We start from the raw sequence: 12,713 nt of genomic DNA on the forward strand, positions 1-12,713 counted from the left end.
GCCGGGGCGGGGAGGAGTTGAATAGGGGCGGGAGGTCGGATGCGCGACACGGTCGACCCCGAGTTCGCCTCGTACGTGGACGCCCGCCAGGCCAGGTGGTTGCGATGCGCCTATCTGGTGTACGGCGACCTGGACCGGGCTGAGGAGCAACTGCTGCACGCCTTCAGCCGGCTGGCGCCACGGTGGGGCAGGGTGGATGACCCGGACGTGTTCGTCCAGCGCCTGCTGTACCAACCCGCCCTGCCCCACTGGACCGCCGCCCCCTGGAACCACGCCCCACCGCAACCCGGCGACGAGGACCCGGTCCGTACTGCGCTCGCCGGGTTGAGCGCAGTACAGCGCACGGTGTTCGTGCTGCTGTACTTCGAGGAGCTCACCGAGTTCGAGATCGCGGACGTGCTCAACCTGTCCCACAACGCGGTCCACGGCCATGCGCAGAGCGCGATGACCGCCTTCCGCACCGGCCTCGGGTACGGCGACTGGCGGAACGCGGGGAAGCCCCGATGAGACGCGAAGAGGTCCGGCCGCTGCTGGAACGCGTCACCGACGACCTCCCCGAACCGGACCTCGCCGACGCGGCCTGGTCCGGCGGACTGGCCCTCCAGCGCAAACAACGCCGCAGTACCGCGATCGTGGTGCTGGTGGTCGCCCTGGTCGTCGCGGCCACCGTCATCACCGCCGCGATCACCGGTACGAGGCCAGGCGTGGTACCGCCGGATCGGCCGCCGACCCACCCGCCCGGCTACGTGCCGCCGGCCGGACAGATCGCGGGGATGGACTTCTGGATCGCTCCGCCGTCGGGGAGCGAGCGGTTCCTCGACCGGTTGGCCACTCCGCTTGGAGACCCCCTTCGGCTGCCGGACGACCCGAGCGATCTCGCCATCGAGCCGATCGAGCAGATCGCCGCAGTCGTGCTCAGCAGGCTCGGTGACGGATACGAGCCGATCCTGCTCGGCAGCGACGGACTCTGGGCCCGGGCGAACCGTCTACTCGACCCGATCGCGACGGGCGCACCCCTCAGTCCGGGGGCGATCTCGCCCGACGGGCGGCGAGTGGCGTTCCCGCAGCCCGGCCACGTGGTCGTGATCGACTCGATGACGGCGGAGGGTATGCGCATCCCGTTGCCTACCGGGGACGTGCGCAGTGTCTCCTGGTTGCCGGATGGCGAGCGGGTGCTGGTCAGTGGCCCCACTGCCACGTACCGCGTGCTCGTCGGGACTGGTGGGAACGGCGAGCGCCTGATCACGTCGCTGCACACCGGGACGACTCCGGACGCCGCGACAGCGCCGTACCGGCTGGACAACCTCGAGGGGCAGGCGACGCTACTGGACTATGTCGAGAGCGGTTGGACGGCCGACTATCCGCTGCAGCTGCCGGTGGACACGTGGGTCGGGCAGACGTTCACCGGCGACGCCGTGGCGGCTCGGCTGTTCGTCGCGTACCCGTTGCCGCAGGTACCGACAGTCGCGTCCAGGGCGCAGGTCTTCGCGGCGATCTCCACTCTGCGGTGGCAGCCCAGCCGCCTGCTGGTGCTCGGCGAGACCCCGCACCCCACGCCGACCCCCGGATCGCCGACCCCGGCGGCGGTCCGCACCTCGGGCTGCTGTCAGATGCTCGGCTGGTACAACGAGGGGACGGCGCTACTACAGGTCAGCGGCTGGGTGCTCGCCTGGGAGCTGCGGACCGGCCAGGTTCACCGCGTCGCCGCACTCGAGGTCGACGGCCTCGCCGTCGGCCCCGGTATCGACGGCTGAGCGCGCGCCGGCAGTTGTCGTACCGGACCTCTCACCACCTTGTCACAGCGTGCTGGTCGGTCCTCTCACTCCGTGATAGAGCGCATCGTCATCGCGACCAGGTGGTCGACGTCCTCGACCGTCGGCATCGGCTGGTTGGTCAGCATCCGGAGGATGAGGACGCCCGCGAGCCACTCGACCATCAGCACCGGATCCGCGTCGTCGCTGATCGGCTCACCACGCTGCCGGGCTCGCTCGAGCGCTTCCTCGGTCAGCTTGATCCGCCGGTCCAGGAACTCCCGGTATAGCGAAGCGATCTGCACGTCCCGGTTCGCCTCGGTGACCGCCAGCCGGATCAGCCCGCTGCCGCGCGGGCTGTTCACGAAGGCCAGCGCGTCGGTGTAGACCCGGAGCAGGTCACCCGCGATGGAACCCGTATCGGCATCCGGGATCTGGATGTCGAACATCTCCGTCAGCGCGTCGTTGGCCAGCTGTTCCTTGCTGGCCCAGCGCCGATAGATCGTCGCCTTGCCGACGCCGGCCGCTTCGGCCACGTCGTCCACCGTCATCTTGTCGAATCCGCGCTCCAGCAGCAGCTGGACCGCGTACCGGCGGATCCTCGGCTCCGCCTCCGGATCGCGCGGCCTGCCGCGACGCGGCCTCTCCCCGTGAGTCTCCATTTCGCGTCCCCAGTTCGGACGATCGCAGTGGCGCGGCTCCGATCGTGTGATGAGGCCAGAGTGCCACACCTGAGCCGATGTCACCTGGATGTCACTTTCGGGAGTGCTTTGTCACATTCCTGAAACATGAGGACCGATTGGTTGAAACGGCTCGCCGACACCGTTTGCGGTGTGGCCGCGAGCGGGCTTCCCGGCGTTGTGGAGTTCCCCACCGATGAGAACGTCGGCCACCCCCCGATCGATCGAAGGGATGACGTTGATGGAGATCAACGCCGGCGATACCGCCTGGGTCTTGGTAAGTGCCGCCCTGGTGTTACTGATGACACCTGGCCTGGCTTTCTTCTACGGCGGCATGGTGCGTGTGAAGAGCACGCTCAACATGATGATGATGAGCGCCATCACCATCGCCGTCGTCACCGTGCTGTGGGTGGTGGTCGGATACTCGCTCACCTTCGGCGGTGACACCGGACGGGTGATCGGTGATTTCTCCACCGTCGGCCTGAAGGGCCTGCTGGCCGAGGACGCGGTGAGCGGAACCATCCCGACGCTCGCCTTCGTGGCCTTCCAGCTGATGTTCGCGATCATCACCCCGGCGCTGATCTCGGGTGCCATCGCCGACCGCGCGACGTTCCGCGGCTGGATCGTGTTCGTCGCGCTGTGGACCACGCTGGTCTACTTCCCGGTCGCGCACTCGGTGTGGTTCCTGGACGGTGACAACCCTGGTGGCTTCATCGGCACCGGGATCAAGGCGATCGACTTCGCCGGTGGTACGGCGGTGCACGTGAACGCCGGTGCGGCCGCGCTGGCACTGGCGATCGTGCTCGGCAAGCGGATCGGCTGGCGCAAGGACCCGATGCGGCCGCACAGCCTGCCGCTGGTCGTGCTCGGCGCCGGACTGCTGTGGTTCGGCTGGTTCGGCTTCAACGCCGGCTCGGCGCTGAGCGCCGGCGCCACCGCGGCGATCACCTTCGTGAACACCCAGGCCGCGACCGCCGCCGCCGTGATCGGCTGGCTGATCGTGGAGCGGATCCGGCACGGCAAGGCCACCACGCTGGGGATGGCGTCCGGTGCGGTCGCCGGTCTGGTCGCGATCACCCCGGCCTGTGGTGCGGTCACCCCGCTCGGCGCGCTGATCCTGGGTCTGGTCGCCGGCGGTATCTGCGCCTTCGCGGTCTCGCTGAAGTACAAGCTGGGCTTCGACGACTCGCTCGACGTGGTCGGCGTGCACCTGGTCGGCGGTCTGGTCGGCTCGCTGGGGATCGGCTTCCTGGGTACGGCGGCCGCTCCGTCCGCGGTGGACGGCCTGTTCTACGGCGGCGGTGTCGACCAACTCGGCCGGCAGGCGCTGGCGAACCTGATCGTCGGTGTCTACTCCTTCGTGGTCGCCTTCATCCTGGCCAAGCTGATCGACCTGACCATCGGCTTCCGGGTCAAGGAGGACGACGAGGTCATCGGTGTCGACCAGGTCGAGCACGCGGAGACGGCGTACGACTTCCTCGGCGCTTCCGGCCTGCGCGGTCACGGCCCGGCGATTCGCACCACCGCCCCGGCCGAGGTGGAGGAGGCTTCCTCCGAGGAGCCCACTAAGAAGGAAGGCGCGAACGCATGAAGCTGATCACGGCGGTGGTCAAGCCGCACAAGCTGGAGGACGTCCGGGCCGCGCTGGAGACGTTCGGGGTGACCGGGATGACCGTCACCGAGGCGAGCGGCTACGGCCGGCAGAAGGGCCACACCGAGGTCTACCGCGGCGCGGAGTACGAGGTGGACCTGGTTCCCAAGGTCAAGCTCGAGGTGGTCGTCGAGGACGGCGACAGCGCCGAGGTGGTGGACGTGATCGTCAAGGCCGCGCAGACCGGCAAGATCGGCGACGGCAAGGTCTGGGTCGTTCCGGTCGAGTCGATCGTCCGGGTCCGCACCGGTGAGCTCGACGGAGACGCTCTGTAGATGGTGGATCGAGCAGAACAGCGGCGCGCTCGTGCCGACGAGGCCGACGCGCTGCTGTACCTGCTCCTCTCGAAAGCCTGTGACGCCCTCGGTGTTCCCACCGAGGGCGTCGCGCTGGTCGCCGTCGGCGGCTACGGCCGGGAGGAGCTGTCGCCGTACAGCGATCTCGACGTGATGCTCGTGCACGCCGAGGACTACCCACGGGTGGACGAGCTCGCCGCCCAGATCTGGTATCCGCTCTGGGACTCGCGGACCAGGCTGGACCACAGCGTCCGGACGATCGCCCAGGCCCAGCAGGCGGCCGCGGACGACCACCGCGTCGCACTGGGGTTGCTGGACGCACGGCATGTGGCCGGCGATTCACACCTCACCCTGCAACTGCGGTCCGTGCTGATGGCGGACTGGCGCCGTACTGCGAAGACCCGGCTGCCCGCGCTCGCCGATGCGTGCCGTGACCGGGCAAGGACGGTCGGGGAGCTCGCCCACTTGGCGGAGCCCGACCTGAAGGAGGCGTACGGCGGTCTGCGTGACGCCGTCGTACTGCGTGCTCTGGTGGCGTCCTGGTTGGTCGACGTACCGCATCCGGTGGTGGAGCGGGCCCGGCTCGATCTGCTGGACATCAGGGACGCATTGCATGCCGTCGCTGGGCGGTCCACCGACCGCCTGATCGCCGACGTGGCCGGTGACGTGGCGACCAGGTTGGGGATGTCCGATCGGGACGAGTTGCTGCGGCACGTGTACTCCACCGGCCGCACGCTCGCCCACGTGTGCGATGTGTCGTGGCGGCGGATCGAGAGCCTGATGGCGAGGCCCCCTCGGTCGCGGCGCGGGCGGCGCTCGGGCGGACCGTTGCTGCTGGCACTGGACGAAGGGGTCGCGCAGCACGAGGGCGAGGTCGTCCTGATGCCCGACGCGCGTCCCGAACGCGACGCCGCCCTCGGTCTGCGCGCTGCTGCGGTCGCCGCCGACCGCGAACTGGTCCTCTCACCTGCTGTGTGTGCACGGCTGGCGTCCAGCGCGGCCGCGTTGCCCGAGCCGTGGCCGGGGGAGGCCCGCCGGCTCTTCTGCGCCCTGCTCGGTGCGGGGCCGGGGTTGCTCGAGGTCTGGGAGGCGATGGACCAGGCCGGGTACGTCTCGCGGTTGCTGCCGGAGTGGGACGGCGTCCGGTTCCGTCCGCCGCAGTCCGCGGTGCACCGCTTCACTGTCGACCGGCACCTGCTGGAGACGTGTGTCGAGGCTTCGAAGATGGTCCGGGACGTACGCCGCCCCGACCTGTTGCTGGTCGCGGCGCTGGTGCACGACCTAGGCAAGGCGGTCGACGGAGACCACAGCGTCACCGGCGCCGTGATTGCCGCTCAGGTGGCTCGCCGGATGGGGTTCACCGAGGCGGACGCCGACACGATCACGCTGCTGGTCCGGCAGCACCTGGTGCTCGCGCAGGTGGCGACCCGGCGCGATCTGGACGACCCGATGACGGTGGAGCTCGTCACGGGCATCGTTGGCAATACGGACACACTGGATCTGCTGGAAGCCCTCACGTATGCGGATGCCCGGGCTGCCGGTCCCGCCGCTTCGTCGCCCTGGCGGATGCGTCTGGTCGGTGAGCTGTCCCGGCGAGTGCGTGCGGAGCTGTCCGGTGGGGGTGCGGGGATCTGGACCGAGTCGCCGCCTGTCCCGGTCCCCGAGTTGCACCAGGTGGTCGGAGTGGGGCGGCTGGGTGTGACCGTGTCCGAGCATCACGGCGACCTGCGGATCAACGTCGCCGTACCGGACCAGGTCGGCACGCTGTCCACCGTCGCCGCAGTACTGGCTGTTGAGAGGCTCGCTGTACGGTCCGCGGTGATTACGTCGGTCGAGGGCCTCGGCATCTCGCAGTGGACCGTTGCCGGATCGCTGCCTGACCCCGTGCGGCTGCGGGACCGGCTCGCTGTCGCGCTGCGCGATGACAGCGACCTGGTACGCCGCCTGACCGCGCGCGACTCGTCGGTGAGCAGGGGGCCCGCCAGCCGGGTCGACTTGTTGCCGGAGGCATCCGAGACCGCCACGGTGCTGCAGGTGCGGGCGCACGACCGCCCGGGCCTGCTGTACGACGTCACGGCGGCCATCGCGTCGACCGGGGCCGACATCCGCTCAGCCCACGTCAGCACGCTCGGCGCCGAGTGCGTGGACGTCTTCTATCTCACCGACCAGCACGGCTCGCCTCTGGACGAAGAAGACGCGCGGGTCACCGCAAAGTCAGTCCTGGATCGCCTGACCTTCTAGCCTCGGTGCGTGGACCTTGTAGAGGCTTTCCAGCGCCAGGCGGTTGCTTGCGAGGAGCTCGGCTCACCGCTCTATGCAGAGCTGCTCCGTCGGGTTGTAGACGATTACGAGCTTGGTGGTGTGTCCACGGAGGTGCTGGCCGGGCGTGAGCAGGACCCTGGGCCGTCTGCGCTGGCACTGCGGTTGTTGGGGTCTGTGCACCGGCTCGTGCTGGCCGGTGACGTTCCGGAGCTCGCGGTGTTCTATCCGAGCGTTGGGGGAGAGTGGGACCCGGTGCTTGGCTGGGAGGCGTTCGAGCAGGTGCTGCAGGCACGGGGTAGGGAGCTGCGCACGCTCCTGGACCAGCCACCGCAGACGAACGAGGTGGGACGCTCGATCGCCTTGTACGGCGGCCTGTTGCAGCTTGCCGAGGAGGTTGAGTTACCAGTTCGGTTGTTCGAGATCGGTGCGAGCGGTGGGTTGAACCTGCGCGCCGATCACTTCCGCTTTGACGTTGCAGATGGGACGTCGTACGGGGCGGTGGAGAGCCCGGTGGTGTTCCGGGACGCATGGTCCGGTCGGCGGATCGCGCCGGTGCCGGGGTTGCGGATCGCGGACCGGATCGGGAGCGACATCAACCCGGTGAACCCGTTGTCCGAGGACGGCGCGCTCACGCTTACGTCGTACGTGTGGCCGGACCAGGCCGCGCGACTTGAGCGCTTGCGTGGTGCGTTGGCGGTGGCCCGGGAGGTACCGGCCGACGTACGGCGGGAGGACGCGTTGTCCTTCCTGCGGAACGTGGAGCTGAGCGAGGGACACGTGACGGTGATCTGGCACTCGGTCATGTGGCAGTACTTGACGCCGGACGACAAGGTGGCCGCGGACCGGGCGATCGGAGTACTGGGGGAGCGGGCGACTCGGTCGGCCCCGTTGGCACGGCTCTGCTTCGAGCCGTTGCGCCGTACTGCTGGTAGCCGGCACGAGTTCCTGATCGCGTTGCAGGTGTGGCCGGGCGGCGTACGGCGGATCCTCGGGCGGGCCGAGCCGCACGGGCTGCCCGTCGTCTGGGAGTGAGACTTCCACTCAGCGGCGCCACCGCGCTGACCGCCGGCCTGGTCGCTCCGGCCTCGGCCGCGCCCGGCAGCGCCAGCAACCTCGGCATGACCCTCAACGCCTCCAACGCGACCGGTCTGGCCGCCGCCGGCGAGACCATCACGGTCACCGGCAGCGGCTACAACCCGCTGGCCGGGTACTACGTCGCCCTGTGCGCTGTACCGTCCGACTACAGCTACGGAACCAAGCCGAGCCCGTGTGCGGGTGGCGACGGCCAGGGCGGTACCGGGGTCGGCGCGTCCGCGTGGGTGACGAACGCCCCGATCGGCGGCAGCGCGTCCTACCCGATCGCCGCCGACGGCACGTTCACCGCGCAGATCCACATCGGCGAGGTGAACACCGGCCTGGACTGCAGCGACCCGGAGATCACCTGCGCGATCGTGACCCGGCGCGACCACCTGGCCGCGAAGACCGCACCGGCGACGTCTACATCCCCGTCTCGTTCAGCTGACGGCCCACTGACCACCGCCGGCTGGACGGCCACTCCAGCCGGCGGTGTCTTTTTGGGTTGCGCTCTGTCTTTCGGCGCCGTGCCTATCAGCTGAGGGCGTCCACCAGGGTGTCGGTGAGCTCCGCCGCATAGCGTCCGTCCGGGTCGAGGTCCGGGTCGAAGATCCCGATGTCGATCCCGACGCATTTGTCCGATGCCAGCATCGGTCGCAACAAGTCCTTCAGTTGCTGATGATCCAGCCCGCCCGGATCCGGGCTGTCGACGGCCGGCATCACCTCGGCGTCCAGGATGTCCACATCCAGATGCACCCAGAACCCGTCGAGCTCGTCCCGCTCGAGATACTTCAGTACTCCGGCCGCGGCCGCCCCTGGGTCGTCGATGATCTCCCTTGCCCGCCACAACGGAATCCCGGCGGTCTCCACGTCCCCGGCGTACTCGTCGTCCTCCCGAATCCCCAGCAGTACCGCGTCCGTGTCCCTCGCGTACGGCCCGAGCTTCTCCAGGTCGGTCAGATCCGCCTGCCCCCGCCCGGTCACCAACGCGAGCGCCTCACCGCCTGCGGCCCCGACGTACGGCGAGTTGTCCACGGTCCTGAAGTCCGAGTGCCCGTCGAGATACACCACCCCGAACCGCCCCCGCCGCCGCAACGCCAACCCCGGCCCCAACAGGTTGCTGCACTCCCCACCCAGCAACACCACGAACTTGTCCTCATCGAAGAACTTCCCCAGCCGATCCGCCAGCTTCACGGTGTACCCGGCAATCGCCGCGGCGTTGAACACCCCATCCCCAGGCTTCCAGTCCCCCCGGTCGTACCGAGGCGGCGTCACCACCCCGCCCTCCTCCGCCCCAACCCTCCGAACGAATCCCTCATCCCGCAACGCCCCCGCCAACTTGTAACACCCCGGCACCACCCCCACCCCCGGCGGCCTCAACCCCAAATTGGACGGCCCATCCACCACCACCCGCCGCTTCACCACATCGGCCCCTAACCTCTAGATCACAAACAATCGGTTAGCGAATGCTCCCGGCGCGGCATGGGCATGTCAAACGTTTCGCCCTTGGGCCAACCAGCCACCATCAGCTGCCCGCCGTCGGGTCGTAGTCGTCGCTCCAGGGATAGAACCTGCTGTCCAGGAGTTCCTGTTCGGCGCTGTCCAGCGGGCGGGGCATATAACGAATCCGGGCGGCGTCTTCACCGGCTCGGTCGGCGTTTATCCACAGGCTCAGCTCGCTCTACTCGCGCGGGCGATCCGGAGGTCGCTGCGAGGGGGAGTGAGTGAGGGGCCGTACCGACGTCGCCCCGGTGTCGCGTGCTCCGTCCCCGAGTGCCGGTTTCGCATGTACAGCACCCGTCGGCGGCGCCTGGCCGGCAAGGAACCTCATCTGCTCGGCGCCAGCCACACGATGCTGTACGTCGGTATCCGGTGCCCGCATCTGTACTGGGTTAGGTGGTTCCGCCGGGAAGGGCTGCTGCGGATTCGGCAAGTAGTACCGACGGATCTCGTCGACCTTGGCGTTGAGATGTTGGCGGACCTCGTTCGCGAGGTGTTCTCCCGCGTCCGCGGGACGATGCTGGATGCTCGGCCAATACGCGTGGGTCATCGTTGGGATCAGTGCGGCACGGACGGCGCGCCGGTGCTCTGGATGGTGAGGAACGACCTCCGCCAAGCGGTTCCGGACCACTGCATCAGCCAGTTGATCGAAGTGCATGACTCCCGGTCCGCGGGTCGCCTCTTCAAGGAGCGCAACGGTGGATTTGGCTGGTCCAGTCGCTTGGGCGATCAGACCTTCCGCGGCGGTCAACGCGCCGGGGTACTGCGGCTCCGCCAGGACCAGCCCGGAGTAGCCGGAGCGCTCTGTGAAGAGGTCGAAATCGGCCAGGGTCCGGACTTCGGCGATGCCTTCCATCAATCCCAGCGAGTGCCTGGTCCGTACGGCGTTCGGCTCGTCCGGCGCGTCGGTCAGCATCCCCGCGTGGGTTGCTTCGTGCAGGACGGTGGCGAGCGCTTGGGCCTGCCGGTGCGGTTCGGTCGGAGAAATCGAGCCGGTGAGATGCCGGAGAACCCGGCTCGGGGACAGACGGATGGAGCCCGTCGCTGGGTCAAAGGCACCCCAGTTCTCGGCCGCAACGGCGTAGAGGTCTCCGTTCCAGCGGTCGACGCTGGTCGGACGAAGCTGCCGGGCGACTTGGTACAGGCGGACGAACTCCTGATAGACGACGGAGTCGCGTGGGACGAGCCCATCCCGGTCGGCCATTGTTCACCCCGACTGGCCGGGCGGTTCGGCTGGCCAGTCGGGGTTTCGTAGGCCGTTCTCCAGGTGTTCCAGGGATCTCGTCATGGCTCGGATGTCGGCTTCCTCCTCGTCTGACGCTCGGTCGGCGATCGCCCAGATTTGGCGCCGGGCTGCTTCGAGGGCGGCGAGCTGTTGTTCGGTCGTGCCGCCGGAGTAGAAGGCGGCTGAGTGGATCCGGCCCGCTTCCGCGTAGAGCTCGCTCCGCTGTGGGGGGTCGGGGAGTGGTTCGGCGAGGCGGTCGATCATGCGGAGGGCCCAGTCGCGTTCGTCGTCGTCGGGCTCTTTGGCGATCAGTTCGCGCAGGTACGCCTGGGCCGTGGTGACGTCGAAGTCCGGCTCGGTGCGCTGTCGGCGGCGCGCATCGGAGAACACCGAGTTGAACTTGGCGATGTCCATGTCCTGCCTCCTTGGGGCTGGCTCCTGGGCTGGGGTGACTGATCGTCACGATAGCGATCGGTGGGGTGTGCTGGTGTCGGTTGTCCACAGGGTCCCGCGAGAGGGGTGTGGCGGCGGTACGGCGTACCGGGGGCTGGGGGGCCGGTAGACTCGCTGAGTTGCCGGGTTGTGTGGTGACGATCTGCTCCATCGAAAGAAACGGACTGTTCCTCGTGTTCGACACGCTTTCCGATCGGCTATCCACCGCGTTCAAGAATCTGCGGGGGAAGGGCAAGCTGACCGACGCCGACATCGACGCGACCACCCGGGAGATCCGGATCGCGTTGCTGGAGGCGGATGTCGCGCTGCCGGTGGTGAAGGAGTTCATCGGCGCGGTCCGGGAGCGGGCCAGCGGGGCCGACGTCCGGGGCGGGCTGAATCCGGCCCAGCAGGTGATCAAGATCGTCAACGAGGAACTGGTCAAGATCCTCGGTGGCGAGACCCGTGAGCTGCGGATGGCCAAGCGGCCGCCGACGGTGATCATGCTGGCCGGTCTGCAGGGTGCCGGTAAGACCACGCTGGCCGGGAAGCTGGCCAAGTGGCTGAAGGAGATCAAGCACCAGACGCCGATGCTGGTCGCCGCCGACCTGCAGCGGCCGAACGCGGTCACCCAGTTGCAGGTGGTCGGCGAGCGGGCCGGCGTACCGGTGTTCGCGCCCGAACCGGGCAACGGCATCGGCAACCCGGTCGACGTCGCCCGGAAGGCGATGGAAGAGGCCAAGGCCAAGCAGCACAGCGTGGTGATCGTCGACACGGCCGGCCGGCTCGGTGTCGACGAGGAGCTGATGAAGCAGGCGGCCGACATCCGGGACGCGGTGTCGCCGGACGAGATCCTGTTCGTCGTCGACGCGATGATCGGTCAGGACGCGGTCACCACCGCGCAGGCCTTCCTCGACGGTGTCGGCTTCGACGGGGTGGTGCTGTCCAAGCTGGACGGTGACGCCCGCGGTGGTGCCGCGCTGTCGATCTCGCACGTCACCGGCCGCCAGGTGATGTTCGCCTCCAACGGCGAGAAGCTCGAGGACTTCGACGTCTTCCACCCCGACCGGATGGCGTCACGCATCCTCGGTATGGGCGACGTGATGAGCCTGATCGAGCAGGCCGAGCGCACCTTCGACGCGGATGCGGCCGCCAAGACCGCGGCCAAGCTGCAGAAGAAGGGCGGCAAGGACTTCACCCTGGACGACTTCCTCGCCCAGATGCAGTCGGTCCGCAAGATGGGCCCGCTGACCAAGATCTTCGGCATGCTGCCCGGCGCGGCCCAGTTCAAGGACCAGTTGGAGAACTTCGACGAGCGCGAGATCGACCGGATCGAGGCCGTCATCCACTCGATGACGCCGGCCGAGCGGGCCGACCCGAACATCATCAACGGTTCCCGGCGGGCCCGGATCGCGAAGGGTTCCGGCACCGAGGTGGCGACCGTCGGCGGGCTGGTCGAGCGGTTCTTCGAGGCGCGCAAGATGATGTCCGCGATGGCCACCGGCAAGGGCATGCCCGGGATGCCCGGGATGCCGGGGATGCCCGGGATGGGTGGTGGCAAGCGGGCCAAGCAGCAGGCGAAGAAGGGCAAGGCCAAGCGCGGTTCCGGCAACCCGGCCAAGCGCGCCAACCAGGCCACGAACCAGCCCGCGGAGCCGGCGCCCGGTCAGCTGCCCGCGGCTTTCGGCGGTACGGCGGCCGGTGGCGACGACTTCGAGCTCCCGGACGCCCTGAAGAACATGCTCGACGGAAAGTGACGACCGTCTCGCGGTGGGCGACGCCACCTGGCAGCTAGGTAACAGATAGTCACCATCCTCGGGGGAGGCCTTGACTGCGTCGGTC

General features: G+C 68.7%; 12 protein-coding genes. 8 read left to right on the plus strand and 4 right to left on the minus strand.

Going from position 1 to position 12,713, the window contains the following annotated elements:
* The first annotated feature begins 39 nt into the window (after positions 1-39).
* Together EV643_RS07125 and EV643_RS07130 are read left to right on the plus strand one after the other, a co-directional pair.
* The gene (locus EV643_RS07125) at positions 40-507 is read left to right on the plus strand and encodes a sigma factor-like helix-turn-helix DNA-binding protein (protein ID WP_133799148.1); all 468 of its coding nucleotides are present in this window, start codon (positions 40-42) and stop codon (positions 505-507) included.
* On the plus strand, positions 504-1,754 hold the full coding sequence (locus EV643_RS07130) for a TolB-like translocation protein (RefSeq protein WP_133799149.1): 1,251 nt from the start codon (positions 504-506) through the stop codon (positions 1,752-1,754). The genes EV643_RS07125 and EV643_RS07130 overlap by 4 nt, the downstream gene beginning before the upstream one ends.
* A 65-nt stretch (positions 1,755-1,819) precedes the next feature.
* Here EV643_RS07130 and EV643_RS07135 read toward each other — a convergent pair whose 3' ends face one another.
* Positions 1,820-2,413, minus strand: coding sequence for a TetR/AcrR family transcriptional regulator (locus tag EV643_RS07135; protein ID WP_133799150.1), 594 nt, complete (start codon positions 2,411-2,413; stop codon positions 1,820-1,822).
* A gap of 250 nt (positions 2,414-2,663) precedes the next feature.
* On the opposite strand from EV643_RS07135, the gene EV643_RS07140 reads away from it, so the two are divergent.
* The 5 genes from EV643_RS07140 to EV643_RS07160 are packed head-to-tail and all read left to right on the plus strand — an operon-like array spanning position 2,664 to position 8,256.
* Complete coding sequence (locus EV643_RS07140) at positions 2,664-4,022, plus strand: ammonium transporter (RefSeq protein WP_202869436.1); 1,359 nt, start codon at positions 2,664-2,666, stop codon at positions 4,020-4,022.
* The gene (locus tag EV643_RS07145) at positions 4,019-4,357 is read left to right on the plus strand and encodes a P-II family nitrogen regulator (protein ID WP_133799151.1); all 339 of its coding nucleotides are present in this window, start codon (positions 4,019-4,021) and stop codon (positions 4,355-4,357) included. Before EV643_RS07140 ends, EV643_RS07145 begins: the two co-directional genes overlap by 4 nt.
* Positions 4,358-6,619 (plus strand): [protein-PII] uridylyltransferase, encoded by a 2,262-nt coding sequence (locus EV643_RS07150; protein WP_133799152.1) that lies wholly within the window; start codon positions 4,358-4,360, stop codon positions 6,617-6,619. It abuts the gene before it with no gap.
* Between the two features lie 9 nt (positions 6,620-6,628).
* A complete protein-coding gene (locus tag EV643_RS07155) occupies positions 6,629-7,672 on the plus strand; it encodes a DUF2332 domain-containing protein (protein WP_133799153.1) in 1,044 nt (347 codons plus the stop codon).
* Positions 7,669-8,256: a neocarzinostatin apoprotein domain-containing protein gene (locus EV643_RS07160; protein WP_202869417.1), complete on the plus strand. Its 588-nt coding sequence runs from the start codon at positions 7,669-7,671 to the stop codon at positions 8,254-8,256. The genes EV643_RS07155 and EV643_RS07160 overlap by 4 nt, the downstream gene beginning before the upstream one ends.
* Here EV643_RS07160 and EV643_RS07165 read toward each other — a convergent pair.
* The 3 genes from EV643_RS07165 to EV643_RS07175 all read right to left on the minus strand — a co-directional run bounded on the left by EV643_RS07165 (position 8,249) and on the right by EV643_RS07175 (position 10,853).
* Positions 8,249-8,992 (minus strand): arginase family protein, encoded by a 744-nt coding sequence (locus EV643_RS07165; RefSeq protein ID WP_238165412.1) that lies wholly within the window; start codon positions 8,990-8,992, stop codon positions 8,249-8,251. The two genes, EV643_RS07160 and EV643_RS07165, sit on opposite strands and share 8 nt — an antisense overlap.
* Before the next feature lie 403 nt (positions 8,993-9,395).
* The gene (locus tag EV643_RS07170) at positions 9,396-10,418 is read right to left on the minus strand and encodes a hypothetical protein (RefSeq protein WP_133799155.1); all 1,023 of its coding nucleotides are present in this window, start codon (positions 10,416-10,418) and stop codon (positions 9,396-9,398) included.
* A 3-nt stretch (positions 10,419-10,421) separates the two neighbouring features.
* Positions 10,422-10,853, minus strand: coding sequence for a hypothetical protein (locus EV643_RS07175; protein WP_133799156.1), 432 nt, complete (start codon positions 10,851-10,853; stop codon positions 10,422-10,424).
* 212 nt (positions 10,854-11,065) lie between these two features.
* Between EV643_RS07175 and ffh the strand changes: the two genes are divergently transcribed.
* On the plus strand, positions 11,066-12,628 hold the full coding sequence (gene ffh, locus EV643_RS07180; protein ID WP_133799157.1) for a signal recognition particle protein: 1,563 nt from the start codon (positions 11,066-11,068) through the stop codon (positions 12,626-12,628).
* Positions 12,629-12,713 lie beyond the last annotated feature (85 nt).

The sequence above is a fragment of the Kribbella caucasensis genome (assembly GCF_004361855.1).
Lineage (GTDB): Bacteria > Actinomycetota > Actinomycetes > Propionibacteriales > Kribbellaceae > Kribbella > Kribbella caucasensis.

Coding starts and splice junctions, on each gene's coding strand:
- EV643_RS07125 (WP_133799148.1), top strand. CDS start 40: ATGCGCGACACGGTCGACCCCGAGTTCGCCTCGTACGTGGACGCCCGC.
- EV643_RS07130 (WP_133799149.1), top strand. CDS start 504: ATGAGACGCGAAGAGGTCCGGCCGCTGCTGGAACGCGTCACCGACGAC.
- EV643_RS07135 (WP_133799150.1), bottom strand. CDS start 2,413: ATGGAGACTCACGGGGAGAGGCCGCGTCGCGGCAGGCCGCGCGATCCG.
- EV643_RS07140 (WP_202869436.1), top strand. CDS start 2,664: ATGACGTTGATGGAGATCAACGCCGGCGATACCGCCTGGGTCTTGGTA.
- EV643_RS07145 (WP_133799151.1), top strand. CDS start 4,019: ATGAAGCTGATCACGGCGGTGGTCAAGCCGCACAAGCTGGAGGACGTC.
- EV643_RS07150 (WP_133799152.1), top strand. CDS start 4,358: ATGGTGGATCGAGCAGAACAGCGGCGCGCTCGTGCCGACGAGGCCGAC.
- EV643_RS07170 (WP_133799155.1), bottom strand. CDS start 10,418: ATGGCCGACCGGGATGGGCTCGTCCCACGCGACTCCGTCGTCTATCAG.
- EV643_RS07175 (WP_133799156.1), bottom strand. CDS start 10,853: ATGGACATCGCCAAGTTCAACTCGGTGTTCTCCGATGCGCGCCGCCGA.